This window comes from Chryseobacterium taichungense (genome assembly GCF_900109935.1).
GTDB lineage: Bacteria > Bacteroidota > Bacteroidia > Flavobacteriales > Weeksellaceae > Chryseobacterium > Chryseobacterium taichungense.
In genome coordinates, this window is the sequence record NZ_FOBV01000001.1 from 522,196 (window position 1) to 538,014 (window position 15,819).

Genomic DNA, 15,819 nt, shown 5'->3' on the forward strand with positions numbered 1-15,819 from the left:
GAAGATGAAAATTATGATGCATTGCATATATGTTATTTTTTGGATATTCCAAATTTTAACATTTAAAATAAAAAAAACCGCCATAAAAATGACGGTTTATATTTATTACTAATTTTTAGTATTAGTTTTGATTCCAGAAAGGAGTGTATTGGTTTTTAGTAAACACTTGAGCCTGACTTACATTTGGAACATTACTAGAGTTTCCAGTATATTCTGAAGAAGGATAAATTAACCTATAAGGTTTGTTCGGATAGATTGCGTTATCTGCTACAGGAATATTTGGATAGCCCGTCTTAAGGAAGTTGATGTAAGTTTCAACTTGTCTTAAATTTGCAAGAGAAGCAAATCTTTGGTATTGAATTGCTGCAATTTTGTTTGGAGCTCCCGTCCAACCAACAGCAGTGGTATTTAAGGCAGAAAGATAAGCACCAGCTCTTTCAGGAATCTCATAGAAAGCAAACGAGTCTTGAACCGCTGCTTCATATTGAGCCTGAGCGCTAAAAGTAAATATTGTTGGATATAATACTGCAGCTTCAGCAAGAAGAAGTTTATTTTCAGATCCTAAAGCTAAATAACCATCCATGGCAGAACCTCTTGTAGCAATCTCAGCTCCTGCAGAAGTATCACCGCTTAACATTCCGTATACTAATAGATTACTATCATCTGGATTATTGCTTTGAGGAATAACTGTACCGTCAAAATTTTGTTCACCAATAAATTTCCAGCCAATAAATGAAACCTGCCATTCACTGCCACTAAGTTTTGGAGCTCCCTGTTTAAGGCCAACCACACTAGTCGGATTCTGTTGCGCCGGACTTGTTGAAAGTCTTCTAAACATCTGACTACCACGATAATCTCTTGCAGATGTACCATAAAGGGTTCCGTTTACTGAGTTTGCATAATATTGAGCTGCTTTATACAATCTCCAACCATTAGTATTCAAAGAACTTCCTTGATAATTGACCATACCATAATTACTAAACCATGGGTTTGGAGTTGATGAATTTAAATTACTGTAACCAGGATTAATAGCTACATCGCCAATATAAAATTTCGAAGTATCTGCGCTAGCTAAGCTTTGAAGTTGTGCGTCAACAAATGATCTCACAGTAGCATCAGTAACTTTAGATTGTCTTAGAAGAATTTTAAGTTTAATATTATTGGCAAATAATTTCCACTTATCCATGTCTCCCTGAAATATAACATCTTCGGCCTGCCCTACATTATTATCCCCTGTAACTACTGTCGCATCTATATCAGCTATAGCCTTATTGATTTCTAAAACCAATTCTCTGTAGATACTTGCATCATCATCATACTTTGGAGCAAGATTCTGCTGTCCTTTAAAAGCCTCAGAATATGGTGCATCACCATAGAAATCAACAATATATTGCATAGTATAAGCTTTCAAAATTCTTGCAATTGCAGAGTGCAATGGAAGAGATGCCCCATTGTTAATTATTCCTTGTAAGTTGTTAGCTGCAACATAGCTACTCGACCAAATTCCTGTGCTAAAAGTATTTGAAATATCGAGAGAATATTCTCTTGTTAAAGGATTACCAAAATAAAAATTATTACCTGCCCAAGTATTAGTCCATACATTAGACAGTGAATTCATTGTACCCGCTTGAGTTGAAAAAACTAAGTTTTCAGAAGCTGCTAATGTTTGTCTAGGTGATATAAGTGACGGGTCAACATTATTTGGAGAAATGTTATCATCCATCTCTCTACAAGACGATACGAAAGCCATGAGAGCAATCGATGAATATAAGAATATTTTTTTCATTTTTTACTTAATTAAAAATTAACATTTACACTAAAACCATAAGATTTTATCGATGGATATTGTCCTACTGTTGCATATCCTTGCGCATTTCCTGTAGTGTAAGCAGATTCCGGATCAACAAAATTCCTATTGTTATCAGAATATTTTACAAAAGGATTTCTTGCATGAACACCAATTGTAAGACCTGTTAATCCACTATTTTTTAGCATATCTGATGAGAAAGTATAAGAAAGTGCAACTTCTCTAAGTTTAAAATAAGAAGCCGAAACAACCTGATTAGCACCTACCGTTCCAAACTGGTTCTGATAATAGTATTCTACGCCATCATATAAAGGATTTCCTGTACCTCCACTCGCATATTGATAATAAACATCATTATTAGCCACATACTGCCCATTAGATAAGTAAGAAGAATTTGGCATAATAAAACCAGCTTCTCTATCGAAGTTACCACTTTCAGGTAAACTACCACTAAACGCCATATTTTGTAGAAGTTCCGTTGTAATCTTTCCACCAATTCTCCAATCCGCTGTAGCAGTAAGCTTGAATCCTTTGTAATTTACGCTCGTATTGAAACCCCAAAGATATTTAGGATTAACAGAGCCTAAATTCTGTAGTGTAGAAGTTACAGACGGTCTACCAGTAGTTGCATCTACAATTACTCTCCCCTGATCATCTCTCACAAAATCAGTACCCATTAATTGAAGCCCTTTCATACCTTTTATCGCATAGATACCTACTAACGTTGTTCCTCCGATTGCTACTCTATCCGTATCAGGAGCTACCTCTAATACTTCTGTCTCGTATGTTGTAAAGTTTGCACCAATCTCCCATCTGAAATCTTGGCTCTTCAAAGCTGTAACGTTAATATCGGCATCAATACCTCTGTTTCTTAATTTACCAACATTTGTTAATAAGCTAGCGATACCCGATGCTACAGAAGTAGTTCTGTTTGTAATCATATCTGTTGTATCATCTTGGTAAACAGATCCATTAAGTAAAATTCTATTATTAAAGAATCCTAATGATAAACCTACTTCTTTTTTAGATACTTTTTCAGGTTTGATGTTTTTATCCGTTTGAGAAGTCGGAGAAAGGAAACTTAACCCACCTGTTGGTGTAAATGGAAAACCAGCCCCAAGACCAAAATAGTTTCGTATGCTATAAGCACCTACTGAAGAAGCATTAGCAGTACCACTAATATTACCATATACTTTTAAATAATTCAAAACATTACCTCCAAAATCAGTAAGCTTTGTTGGAATAAAACTTACACCAACTGATGGAAAGAAATAACTTCTTTCACCTTCAGGAAGTACTGAATTCCACTCATTTCTTGCCGTAGCAGTTAAGAATAAATAATCCTTATATCCTAAATCCAAGTTAGCAAATACAGCTTGCGAGTTATAAGACCCTCTTGTATTATCTAAATTATAAGGATTAGTAGGATTGGCTAAGTTCCATATTTGATATAGTCCAGGAATAATTAAACCTGATCCTCCAGCACTTGTTGTATTATAACTAAAGTTTTGAAAGTTATGCCCTACATTAAGCTTCATATTCAAATCATCCGTAAGATCATAGTTGAAGTTTACTAATAAATCACCGTAATACTTCGTCTGACTAGCATTTGACTGCGCATATGAAGATGTAATTGCGGTTGCATCAGTAACAAGGGTACTACTCCATCCATCATTCCATTGATTACTAGAACTACCTAAGTATTGAAGATTTGACCTGTATAAAACATCAATGTTCTTATTAATTTTATATCCTACTGTACCTATTAGGTTTAATCGGTCGGTTGTGTTGTTGAATCTTACATGTTTGATACTCCAATATGGGTTTTGATAAAAAATATTCCAAGCATATCCATTATCAGGATAATCTTTCCATCTTGTAATAGGAATATCTGTAGATGACATCATCAAATCTTCATACAAATTTGAATCTGTGGTATTTGTTGTTTGACGGGTATAATTTACAATAGCATCAAAGTTCCATTTACCAAATTTTGTTCCAGCTTTTAAGAAAGCTGACATTCTTTTTAACTTGTCATCAGGAACAACAAATTCTCTTTGAAGGTGGTCTAATGATAATAATAAATAACTATTTTCATCTCCAATATTTGCAGTTATACCATTTTGGTAAACAGTTCCTGTTTTGAAAAAATCTTTAACATTATTTTTACCATAAGGAGCATATGTAGACATAATCGAAGATGCATCATCCGGTCCAGGAGTATTATCATCTTGATTTACTGATATATGCCCATCTCCATTAACATCATATAATGGGATACCATAAGGCACAACCTGACCGCCTAGCGGTCCATTGAATGAAGCACCCCAAGAACCATTTTCAACATTAATTTTTCCTCCATACCATCCTTGTCCATAATTCCTTTGTCTCTCAGGAGTATTTAAAACAGATTCAAAGTCAATAGATCCATTATAAGTAACTCTCATTCTTCCTTTAGCGCCCTTTTTAGTGGTTACCAAAACAACGCCATTCACACCATCAGAACCATAAAGCGCTGCAGCTTGAGACCCTTTAAGGATATTCATTGACTCAATTAATTCAGGAGCCAATTGTTGCAATGCTGACGCTGACGAAATCACATTATCAATAACAACTAAAGCATTATTGTTACCAGTAAGAGATCGCATACCCCTGATTTGAATTTTAGGAGTACCTGTTACACTACTGTTTGTATTTGTAATACTAACACCGGAAACTTTACCCTGTAGTGAAAAGATTGCACTTGGGTTTGAAGCTGCAGTAATCTGATCGCTATTAACTACTTGCACAGCAGCAGTCTGAGCATCAGCCTTTTTTTGAATACCTAATGCTCCAGTAATAACTACTTCGCCTATGTTACCTTCTCTGATGGAATCATTTCTTTTCTTCTGTGCATTCACCATTGCAAAAGAAGAAGACAAAACTACCAGTAGAACACTTGCTGTTAATTTCTTCATATTTAAATTGATTATTTTTATTTCTGCAAATATGTAAAACTTTCTTAACGTAAACAAATATTTTTGTTAAAAATATTTAATTTTCTATGTTTACATGGTATAATAAATAACATAATTATGAATATGTTAAAAAAAAACTCATTTTTTTTTGAGTTGAAAAAGTTTAAGAGATAAATAAAGGATGGATATGAAGAATGATACGCTAAAAGGAATATACATCTCTAATAATTTAACCAAAATTTAGTTAATGATTTTTAAAATTTGAATCTTAAAACAAGAATAGATTTGATTAGTTTATCAATATAGAATGTCCTTATAGAACTTTTCAATTATTGTATTAATTGAACTGTGCAATTTCAATACAAAATTATCTCACAAAATACTTAATTTTACATGTTTTTATATCTCATCATACAATATGGATTTATTAAGAAAGGGATCGGTCTTTTATATTGAAGCAGGATGCGACGAAGTTGGCAGAGGGTGCTTATGTGGTCCTGTGGTGGCAGCAGCAGTCATTTTGGATCGTAATTTCAACCAGAGTTTAGTTAATGATTCCAAAAAACTAAATTTTAAAACAAGAATGGATCTTGATCAGTATATAAAAGATAACGTAAAAGATTATGCCATTGCCGAACTTCCTGCCGGATTTATCGATGAGCATAATATCCTTAACGCAAGTATTCATGCCATGCACTTGGCTTTGGATAAACTTACAATTCGCCCTGAACTCATTTTAGTTGACGGAAACAGATTTCATCCTTATAATTATATTCCTCATGAATGCATTATCAAAGGAGATTCTAAAGTGCTTTCTATTGCCGCAGCATCTATTTTAGCAAAAAATTACAGGGATAAATTAATGATTGAACTCCATGATGAACATCCTGAATATGGTTGGAATACTAATTTTGGCTATGCAACCAAAAAACATCAACAGGCTTTAATTGAATTTGGCCCAACAAAATATCACAGGAGATCATTTCGCTTAGATTACAGCATGGAAGATGAATGCTAATTAACTTATCTTAATACAAAAAAAGAGAAGCAAATTGCTTCTCTTTTTTTATTTTATTTCTTTTTTCTTTGTTGCTCCTGATATTTCTGTTGTTCCTGAGCTTTCTCCATCATTTCCCTCATCCGTTTCTGGAATTTCCCTTCCGTTTTAGGCTTTTCTTTATTCGCCTGAATCTGTGCATGAATTTTCTTCTCGTCAAGAATTACATATTTAATAACAAGAATAATCAAGATATTGATCGCATTCGATACAAAATAATACCATGATAAACCAGACGCAGACGTATTAAGGAAGAATAAGAATGTAACAGGGAAAATGTACATTAACACTTTCATATTTGGCATTCCTTCCTGCTGTGGCTGTTGCATGTTTCCTGAAGTCATTATGGTATAAATTAAAATCACGATCGTACAAGCCAAAGCGAAAATACTTAAATGATCTCCTAAGAACGGAACTTTAAATGGTAATTTAATCAAATCATCATAAGCCGTTAAATCTTTTGCAAACCAGAAACCTTTACCTCTCAAATCAATAAAATTCGGGAAGAAACGGAATAATGCATAAAATATAGGAATCTGAACCAAGGCCGGCAGACATCCTGCCATCTGATTTACACCAGCTTTCCGATAAACTTCCATCGTTGCCTGCTGCTTCTTCATCGGATCTGCATCTTTAAGCTTGGCATTCACCTCATCAATTTCAGGACGGATTACCCTCATCATGGCACTCAGTTTATGCTGTTTGTACATGATCGGTGATAAGATCAATTTAACAATAATGGTCATCAGGAAAATCACCCAACCTGCTGTAAGCCCCCAATCGGCAATAATATTGTACATCGGAATAAAGAAACCTCTGTTCATCCAACCTATAAAAGACCAGCCTAATGGGAGAATCTCATCAAAGTTTTTATCATAAGATTTTAATAAAGGTAAATCCAATGGCATAAAATACCATGTAAAATCCTGATTAAGCTCGCTTCCGGTCATTTGAACAAAACCTTCATAATTCAGTTTTTTAAGATATTCACCTTCTTCAACGGTTTCCTGATTTCCTTTACTTTGTGTAAATCCTGTTTTAGATTCAATCACGGAAGCAAAGAACTGCTGTTTTACACCAATCCAGTTAAGCGTTTCCTTTTCTTCTTCCATGGTAGTTCTTCCGTCATAATCATAATCTTTATAATTATTGAAAGCATAAGAGAATTCCGAGTGAGATTGCTCCTGAGCTCTACCTTTTTCAAGATTTCTTACATTATAATCCCAGATAAAATCAGCTTTGTTATCTGAAGTAATTTTAGCAAGCCCCTGCGTTCTTACTTTAAAATCAAGGGTATATTTCGGAAGCAAAGTATAAATAAACTGAATGACAGCACCATTATAATTAGCCGTCATCGTTACCGCATTTCCGTTAACTGTAGGAGAAAATACAAGATCCTTTGTATTAATAACTTTTCCTGTTTTATCTTTAAACTGAAAACCGTAATTGGAATTATTTTTAGTGATCAGGTAAAGCGGAAGATCTGCCTTATCCGTTTTATGATCGTATGCTTTGTACTCCGCAAGCTCTACTTTTGAGACTTGTCCTCCAAGACTATTAAATTCAACTTTCAGCTCTTTGTTGGAAAGATTCGCAGTCTGAATAGCATTGGGAGTTACATTAGGATTGATATTATTTGCCTGAGATGGTTTTACGGCATTTTTTACCTGCTCGGTTTTCTGTTGCTCAGCTTTTACCTGTTCTTCTTTGGATTGTTTGTTCTGGAAATAAAACATAAATCCGAAAAGTACCAAACATAAAACCGCAAAACTAATAATCTGACTTTTATCGAGTCCGTTGTTCTGTTGCATTTTATTTTTATTAAAATTTTTACCTATTTAAATATATTATGTCTGTAATATATTTTGAGTCGACAAAAATACTGTTTTTTTATCAAAACTCTATACTATAATACATTACTATATAATAAACTCAGGCTGAGAATAATCAGTCTGAGTTTATTATATATAACGATCGTAAACGATGAATTACTTTACTTCTTTGCCACAAGCTTTAATGAAAGCTCTGAATAAAGGATGTGGTGTCGCTACCGTACTTTTGTATTCCGGATGATACTGTACCCCTACATAGAAAGGATGATCCGGCATCTCAAGTGCCTCAACAAGACCTGTTTCAGGATTTGTACCTGTTGCCAGGAAACCGTTTTTCTCAAATTCACCAAGATAATCACTGTTGAATTCGTATCTGTGGCGGTGTCTTTCCGTGATATTTTTATTTCCGTAAATATCATTTAATTTAGAACCGTTTTTCAAGGTGCATTTCCAAGCTCCGAGACGCATTGTTCCTCCTTTATCAACAATATTTTTCTGCTCTTCCATTATTGAAATTACGGGATGTGCTGTAGAAGTATCGAACTCCATTGAGTTGGCTTTCGTGTATCCTAAAACATTTCTGGCAAACTCAACCGTCATGATCTGCATTCCAAGACAAATTCCCAGCATAGGAACTTTATTTTCTCTTGCATACTGAGCGGTAAGCACTTTTCCTTCTATCCCTCTGTCACCAAAACCTGGCGCCACAAGAATTCCGTCTACTCCTTTTAACGTATCTTGAATATTCTCTTCGGTAATATCACCGCTGTATACCCATCTTATTTTCACTTCTGTTTCAAGATCTGCACCCGCATGTTTGAAGGCTTCAGCAATAGAAATATATGAATCCTGAAGAGAAACATATTTTCCAACCAATGCAATTTCCACCGATTTTTTAGGATTCTGAAATTTCTTTAAGAAAGATTTCCACTCTTTAAGATCTGCATCTTTATCACTTTTAAGATCTAATTCCTTAAGAACCACATCATCAAAATTTTGTTTTTGAAGATACATAGGAACTTCATAGATCGTATCAAGATCCTTACATTCAATAACGTTGTCTAAAGGAACGTTGCAGAACTGAGCCAATTTTGCACGCTGATCTTTAGGGATTTTATGTTCTGTACGGCAAACCAAAACATCCGCCATTATTCCGCTTTCCATCAGCTGACGAACGGAATGCTGAGAAGGTTTTGTTTTTAATTCTCCACTAGAAGCCAGATATGGCAATAAGGTCAAATGAATGACCATTGAATTTTTCTCACCTAATTCCCATTTCAACTGACGAACAGTTTCGATGTAAGGCAGAGATTCAATATCACCCACAGTTCCACCAATCTCAGTAATAATGATATCGTAGTTCTGTTTTGATAAAATTTTGATTCTTCTTTTGATTTCGTTCGTAATATGAGGAATTACCTGAACTGTTTTTCCAAGGAAATCTCCTTTTCTTTCTTTTTCGATGACCGTCTGGTAGATTTTCCCGGTTGTAACGTTGTTGTTTTGGGAAGTAGGAGCATCAAGATAACGCTCGTAGTGACCTAAATCCAGATCCGTTTCCGCACCATCTTCGGTTACATAGCATTCTCCATGTTCATAAGGATTCAGCGTTCCCGGGTCGATGTTGATATAAGGATCAAGCTTTTGAATGGTTACGTTGAAGCCGCGTGATTTTAGAAGAAGGCCCAGAGAAGCAGAAACGATTCCCTTTCCCAAAGATGAAGTTACACCTCCTGTCACAAAGATGTACTTTGTATTCTTTTTACTCATTAGATTAGGTTTGTGCAAAGTTATGGGAAAAAGAAATACAAAGCAATTTTGTATTAAAATTTGATTGTGTATTTTAGGAAAGATAAAATTTTAACAATGAAAATTCTCAATAAACTAGTTTATTTGAAAAATGTAGAACTATTATCTGAAAACGGTTTATTACTAAAATTCGACAATTTACCAATCTGGAGAAGTAATCAGTTTAATATTTATTTTACAGATCGTCATCATGATTATTACGAATGTATTTTTATTTACTTTAAAAAGAATATTCTAAACTACCATATGATATTTAAAAGTCTTATTGGCGAACAATTATATATCGAAATTTCAAATCATTTATTAAATGTTTGGTATGCCAAATATTTCGACCATATTGAAGATAGAAATACGGTAGACAATCTTGAAGAAATTGAAGTTTTTAATTTTAAGTTTGAGAAAATAGAGAAAACCGCTCAGGACTGGAAAAACGAATACACCAGTTTAGAAAAAACCTATCTTGATTTGCTTGCAGGAAAATAAGCAAAAAGGTTCCCAGAAAACTGAAAACCTTTTTTAAACCAAATTTATATATGAAAATTATTGCTTAACCATTTCAAAGTATAGATTCACATCAACGTCTTTCGCTACACCCGCTCCTGTAGGATCATATTTGATATTGTAATCCAAACGGTTTACTTTAAATGCAGCCTGGAAGCCCATTACTTCTTTTCCCTGCTGGTTTTTGGTAACCCCTCCGAAAGTCACAGGAACGCTGATTTCTTTAGTAACATCTTTTATTGTCAGTTTACCTTTAACCACATAAGAATTGTTCTTTTCTTTAACAACCGAACTTGTTACAAAAGTCATGGCAGGAAATTTTTCAGCATCAAAGAAATCTGCACTTTTCAGGTGATTATCTCTCATCTCTACACCGGTATTGATGGAAGCTACATTTACATTAAAGCTAAGTTCTGCATTATCAAGAGTATTGCCTTTAGTAACAGCCTTACCGTCAAACTTATCAAATCTTCCCTGCACAAAGCTAATCCCCATGTGCTTGATATTGAAATTAACGGAAGAATGCATCGGATCTACCTGCCAAGCAGTCTGTGCAAAACTTACAACACTTAAAAGTGCAAATACAAAAGTTAAAAATACCTTTTTCATTGTATATATTTTTTAAATTAAATTCTGATACAAAAGTAAGCCTGTTCTGATAAACCGACGTTGATCTATGTTAGTTTTTTGATTTGGATAAAATTATTTTGGAATAAATTAATTGAATCAAATACATAATAAGTAAAACGACAAATGAAATTACATACATGAAAATTTTCAGGAGATTTTCATTATTAGAGTCTGAAAAATAAACAAAAGGGTTATTTCCTGAAATTAGTAAAAACAACAAATAAATAATTTCAAACAAGATTGCAATCCGCAGAATTGAATAATAATGTTTTCTAAAAATAATAACTGTTACTAAACCGATCGTTGTAATAACTGAACAGAAAATAAGAATAAATATTGAGTACATGCCATAATCTCCTCCTGGAAGACGTAGATATTTCACAGCCCAGTCCGTCAACTGCATATGTAAAAGTGACATTACCACAAAAATCATCAAACTCAAAAAAATATTTTTCATGCTCGAAAATTAACTAAAAATCGAAAGAAAAATTCAAAAAAAATTTTGAACTTCGCAGTATGGCAAAACTAAAAACAGCATATTTCTGTCAAAACTGTGGCGCACAGTATTCCCAATGGATGGGACAATGCAAAAACTGCGGACAATGGAATACTTTGGTAGAAGAAATCGTAGAAAAAACCTCATCTCATAAAACACCTCCGTTCTCAAAATCGAAACAGCATGTCATCAATATTGTAGAAGTAGAAGCTAATGAAGAACCTAGAATAAAAACACCTTCCGAAGAGCTCAATCGAGTTCTGGGTGGCGGAATTGTCTTAGGATCTGTAACTTTGATCGGTGGCGAACCAGGAATCGGAAAATCTACTTTACTGCTTCAGTTAGCTTTAAAGATGAAAAAAAAGATCTTCTACGTTTCAGGTGAGGAAAGTGCCTCGCAGATTAAAATGAGGGCCGACCGTCTTACCGAGGTCCAGAATCCGAACTGTTTTCTTTTCACAGAAACCAATCTGGAGAAAATTCTTCATGAAGCCAACAAACTGGATCCTGATTTTGTCATTATCGATTCCATCCAGACACTGCAATCTCAGTTAATTGAAAGTTCACCCGGAACGGTTTCCCAGATCAGAGAATGTTCAAACGAGATTATTAAATACGCTAAAGAAAATAATGTTCCTGTTTTCTTAGTTGGCCATATTACTAAAGACGGACAAATTGCAGGCCCAAAAGTACTGGAGCACATGGTTGATGTCGTTTTAAATTTTGATGGTGACAGAAATCATCTGTTCCGACTGTTAAGAGCAAATAAAAACCGTTTCGGATCAACCTCTGAGATTGGAATTTATGAAATGGTTTCACAAGGTTTGAAAGAAATTAAAAATCCTTCCGAAATTTTAATTACTAAAAAATTTGAAGAACTATCCGGAAATTCAGTAGCCGTAACGCTGGAAGGAAACCGCCCGATGTTGCTGGAAATTCAGGCATTAGTAAGTACCGCAGTTTACGGAACACCACAAAGAAGCTCCACCGGTTTTGATGCCAAAAGATTAAACATGCTTCTCGCCGTCCTTGAAAAAAGGGCAGGATTTCAGCTTGGTGCAAAAGACGTTTTTCTAAATATTACAGGAGGAATTAAAACCGACGATCCGGCCCTTGATTTAGCCGTTGTAGCATCCATTCTTTCTTCCAACGAAGATATTGCCATTTCCGAACATTATTGTTTCGCCGGAGAAATCGGATTAAGCGGAGAAATACGACCAATTGCCCAGGCAGAACAACGTATTACGGAAGCAGAGAAACTTGGTTATGAGAAGATTTTTATCTCTAATTTAAATAAACTACCAAAGAAAAAATTTGGGATCAAGATCGAAGAAGTAAGTAAAATTGAAGATTTCCACGAAAGATTATTCTAAAGGCAGTTAGAGCTTAGAGCTCTAACAACTTTAACAACACAACTATGAAAAAAAATATTTACCCCTTAGAGGCAGGATGCTTCTATCACATTTACAATAGAGGAATTAATAGTCAAAAGCTGTTTTTTAATGATAAGAATTATCATTATTTTCTTAACCTAATGGAGTCTAAAATATCTTCCGTTGTTACTGTTTATGCGTACTGCCTTATGCAAAATCATTTTCATATTCTCGTCCGCACAAAATCGGAAATGGAAATAAGAAAATTCTTTCCGGAAAAAGATAAAACTGAAATTTCTAAAATCATAAGTCAGCAATTTTCCAATATGTTTAACAGCTATACCCAAGCCATTAACAAACATTACGGAAGAACAGGAAAACTTTTTGAATTGCCTTTCAGAAGAAAGTTTATAAGCTCCCATACGCAATTAATCAACACCATTCATTATATTCATAATAATCCCGTGAAGCATAGAATTATTTTGAATGCTGAAAATTATCGACATTCTTCGCTGTGTAAAATTAAAAATGGAATTGATGACTCACTGCTACCGGTTGAAGCTATTAGAAAACTGTTAGGTTGGTAGCGAAGCGTTGTTAGAGCTTAGAGCTCTAGCAACGCTTCGCTAGCCAGAAATTTCTTATCTTCACTTTATGAATTACCTTGCGCATTCTTTCCTTACCTTCACCGACGGGCAGATCGTTGGCCAGTTTCTGGAAGACTTTATCCGGAACAGAGATCGGTTTTCTTTTCCGAAAGACATTCAGGATGGGATTACCTTACACCGAGCCATCGATACTTTTACAGATTCTCATCCTGCCATTCATGAAGCGAAAAAAGTGTTTGCACCATTGGTAAGACTGTATGCCGGAGCTTTTGTTGATGTAGCGATGGATTATTTCGTGGCTAATGATATGAGTTTACATTCAAAGCAGGGATGGAAAGACCATTCTTCAAAAGTCTATCGTGTCCTGAATCAGAATTATGAATTTCTTCCTGAGAATTTCAGAAGAATGCTTGTAAAAATGGAAGAAGGAGATTGGCTTTATAATTACCGTCATGAAGAGAACATTGGTTACAGCATGAGAAATGTTCTCAATAAAGCAAAATATTTACATCCGGATATTCCCGTTCACGACGCTTTTTTAAAAAATAAAGACTTTCTTCAGCAATGCTATGATGAATTCTTTCCTGATGTATTGGAACATGCAAAAGGAATCAATGCCCTTCTGCAATTGGAAAACTAAAAACGTCCGACAACTCCCAGGCCTAAAGGTCCGGCATTAATATTCCAGGCAATTTTACCAACAGCACGCTGTTCCATAATATATTTTTTATCCTCTTCATATTTCCCGTTCTTTTTCATAAACTTATCGATTCCTTCTACAATGGCAATACTCATAATTGCACTTAATGTTACATCAGAAAACCAATGGGCACCATCAAGCACCCTTGAGATAGGGACAATGGATCCTACCGCCAGAATACCTCCTTTTACCCATGGATTTTTAAACTGTTTAGACAATGCATAGCTCGTGGTGACTGAAAGAACAGTATGTCCAGAAGGGAAACTCCTGAAATTGGCATCCTGGCCGAAGGGTTTAAAAAAATGCTTTCCCAATCCCGCTCCCGGTCGGGCTCTTCCAGTAACTGTTTTTGAAACCTGCTGAATAACTCCCGTGGCACTTGCAGCGGTAATCATTAAAACACCTGTCCTGCGAAGTTTTTCATTATTAATTAAAAGTCCTGTCGCATAAATGGCACCGGTAATTCCATAATTAATCTGAGGGCTGCCAAAATACCATCCAAATTTTCTGAAAACATTAGGAACATGCTCTCTGTTTCGTATAAAAGTACGGCTTATGTCCTCATCTGCAAGATAAATAGCTCCTACTGTAGCAACCGTAGCCCCCAATCTCACATAATCTTTTTTCTCCCAGGACAAAGGACGCGTAAAAGCATTTCCGAAGCCACCAGCCATCGTCACAACATCATACTTCAAATGTCCCCAGATATCATTTTTCCTATCCTGATTTTTCGTGAAAGAATATTCAGCGGACTCATTAGAATAAGACAATAGTGAATCCTTCTGAGTTGCGACAGTATCAGAAATAGTAACATTTCCTTCCTGTCCATTTATCACTACAAACAATAATATACTAAAAATAGTAATTGCTTTTCTCATCTTCATTATAAAAATAAGCAGCAAAGTTACCTAATTTGCACTATATTATGTTAAATCACAATAAATTTATTAATTAGATAGAAGCAATTAAAACTGCTGAAACAAATAACGATTGGGATAAGTCAGTTTCTCACTCTTCCTTTCTCCGTTTACGATGATATGAACGATATTCAGCTGGTCATCAAATAAGTTGTAAAGAAAGCTTACCGCGGCCTCCACTTTTTTAGGATTGTCGATTTTTTCAGACTCGAGATAAATATTTACCGACTCGTGATCTTCTTCGTAGCCAACGAAATTTACGTTTAAGAATTTGTTGTTTGTTTTAAGTTTAAAATATTCTGCGGAATAATTTTTAAGTGATTCATTAAGATGGCTTTTAAATTTAGCATCATTGAAATGCAGCGATTTTCCGTATTTGGCATTTAATCCGTTTTCAAGATCATCCAAAAAAAAGCGACCTGTAATTTCAAAAGTCTTTGATTTCTGATTATAATTAATTTCTACAGAACCAACATGATAAGGATGTTTCGTCTTGGTAAAAGATAAAACAACAAGTAAAACAGAAAAAAAGAAAAACAGTTTTTTCATTTCAATAAGTCGAGTATTTTTTGCGGATCCTGGCGCATATCAAAGAAAAGAAGGATTTTTATCAGATGGTCATTTTCTTTTCTGAAAAACATCCGCACATGTTTTTTACCGATCAAAGCAGAATGGACATTATGAGAATATCTCTGGTAAAGATTAAAGTTCCCTTTTTTCAAATTATCCGACACTTTCCTGATATCCCCAAGAAACAATACAATCTCTCGATTACTCCATATGTTTTCAAGAAATATGATTTGGTCCCGAAGCGTTTGTTTTGCTATTTCTGAGAATTCAACCTGCATATTTCTTCATCAACATATTTAAAAAACTCTTCTTCAGAAATCATGTCTTTCGCTTCCAGACGATCTGCATAATCTGCAAGCCTATCAATAAACCATTTGGGAGTTCCATCTTCATAAAACTCTTCATTATCTTCTACAGAAACAGATTTAATTCCTTTTATATTTTCTAAAAGTTTTTTTATAAATGCAAAATCTGCCGTATTATCCAGTTCTATATTGACAATCATAACATTTAATTTTACACAAAGTTAAAATAAATTTTGTATCATCGCATTCCAATAATA

General features: G+C 34.6%; 14 protein-coding genes. 5 read left to right on the forward strand and 9 right to left on the reverse strand.

All coding sequences use genetic code 11. The features are described from left to right. Positions 1-121: 121 nt before the first annotated feature. Entirely contained in the window at positions 122-1,786 is a 1,665-nt protein-coding gene (locus BMW64_RS02405) for a SusD/RagB family nutrient-binding outer membrane lipoprotein (protein WP_089998243.1), read from the reverse strand. Positions 1,787-1,797: 11 nt separating this feature from the next. After that, positions 1,798-4,764 carry a SusC/RagA family TonB-linked outer membrane protein gene (locus BMW64_RS02410; RefSeq protein ID WP_089998244.1) on the reverse strand — a complete coding sequence of 989 codons (2,967 nt, stop codon included), beginning with the start codon at positions 4,762-4,764 and terminating at the stop codon, positions 1,798-1,800. A 418-nt stretch (positions 4,765-5,182) separates the two neighbouring features. Here BMW64_RS02410 and BMW64_RS02415 point away from each other — a divergent pair, with 418 nt between their 5' ends. Then, positions 5,183-5,782 (forward strand): ribonuclease HII, encoded by a 600-nt coding sequence (locus tag BMW64_RS02415; RefSeq protein ID WP_089998245.1) that lies wholly within the window; start codon positions 5,183-5,185, stop codon positions 5,780-5,782. A gap of 53 nt (positions 5,783-5,835) precedes the next feature. Here the strand turns inward: BMW64_RS02415 and yidC are convergent, their stop codons facing one another. Both yidC and BMW64_RS02425 read right to left on the reverse strand, forming a co-directional pair. Further along, positions 5,836-7,632: a membrane protein insertase YidC gene (gene yidC / locus BMW64_RS02420; protein ID WP_089998246.1), complete on the reverse strand. Its 1,797-nt coding sequence runs from the start codon at positions 7,630-7,632 to the stop codon at positions 5,836-5,838. 177 nt (positions 7,633-7,809) lie between these two features. Continuing rightward, positions 7,810-9,423, reverse strand: coding sequence for a CTP synthase (locus BMW64_RS02425; RefSeq protein WP_089998247.1), 1,614 nt, complete (start codon positions 9,421-9,423; stop codon positions 7,810-7,812). 96 nt (positions 9,424-9,519) lie between these two features. Between BMW64_RS02425 and BMW64_RS02430 the strand changes: the two genes are divergently transcribed. After that, the gene (locus BMW64_RS02430) at positions 9,520-9,945 is read left to right on the forward strand and encodes a hypothetical protein (RefSeq protein ID WP_089998248.1); all 426 of its coding nucleotides are present in this window, start codon (positions 9,520-9,522) and stop codon (positions 9,943-9,945) included. Positions 9,946-10,002: 57 nt separating this feature from the next. Here BMW64_RS02430 and BMW64_RS02435 read toward each other — a convergent pair whose 3' ends face one another. After that, positions 10,003-10,572, reverse strand: coding sequence for a YceI family protein (locus BMW64_RS02435; protein WP_042720855.1), 570 nt, complete (start codon positions 10,570-10,572; stop codon positions 10,003-10,005). A gap of 537 nt (positions 10,573-11,109) precedes the next feature. On the opposite strand from BMW64_RS02435, the gene radA reads away from it, so the two are divergent. From radA to BMW64_RS02455, 3 genes are all read left to right on the forward strand, one after another. Further along, positions 11,110-12,462 (forward strand): DNA repair protein RadA, encoded by a 1,353-nt coding sequence (gene radA / locus BMW64_RS02445; protein WP_089998250.1) that lies wholly within the window; start codon positions 11,110-11,112, stop codon positions 12,460-12,462. A 44-nt stretch (positions 12,463-12,506) separates the two neighbouring features. Next, positions 12,507-13,049 carry a transposase gene (locus tag BMW64_RS02450; protein ID WP_228400821.1) on the forward strand — a complete coding sequence of 181 codons (543 nt, stop codon included), beginning with the start codon at positions 12,507-12,509 and terminating at the stop codon, positions 13,047-13,049. Positions 13,050-13,116: 67 nt separating this feature from the next. Beyond that, positions 13,117-13,710 (forward strand): acyl carrier protein phosphodiesterase, encoded by a 594-nt coding sequence (locus BMW64_RS02455; protein WP_089998251.1) that lies wholly within the window; start codon positions 13,117-13,119, stop codon positions 13,708-13,710. Here the strand turns inward: BMW64_RS02455 and BMW64_RS02460 are convergent. The 4 genes from BMW64_RS02460 to BMW64_RS02475 all read right to left on the reverse strand — a co-directional run bounded on the left by BMW64_RS02460 (position 13,707) and on the right by BMW64_RS02475 (position 15,762). Continuing rightward, positions 13,707-14,648, reverse strand: a complete 942-nt coding sequence (locus BMW64_RS02460) for a phosphatase PAP2 family protein (RefSeq protein WP_177175222.1) — start codon at positions 14,646-14,648, stop codon at positions 13,707-13,709. The genes BMW64_RS02455 and BMW64_RS02460 overlap by 4 nt on opposite strands. An 87-nt stretch (positions 14,649-14,735) precedes the next feature. Then, positions 14,736-15,236: a DUF6702 family protein gene (locus BMW64_RS02465; RefSeq protein ID WP_089998253.1), complete on the reverse strand. Its 501-nt coding sequence runs from the start codon at positions 15,234-15,236 to the stop codon at positions 14,736-14,738. Continuing rightward, on the reverse strand, positions 15,233-15,535 hold the full coding sequence (locus BMW64_RS20570; RefSeq protein ID WP_089998254.1) for a hypothetical protein: 303 nt from the start codon (positions 15,533-15,535) through the stop codon (positions 15,233-15,235). Before BMW64_RS20570 ends, BMW64_RS02465 begins: the two co-directional genes overlap by 4 nt. Beyond that, entirely contained in the window at positions 15,511-15,762 is a 252-nt protein-coding gene (locus BMW64_RS02475; protein ID WP_089998255.1) for a hypothetical protein, read from the reverse strand. Before BMW64_RS02475 ends, BMW64_RS20570 begins: the two co-directional genes overlap by 25 nt. Positions 15,763-15,819 lie beyond the last annotated feature (57 nt).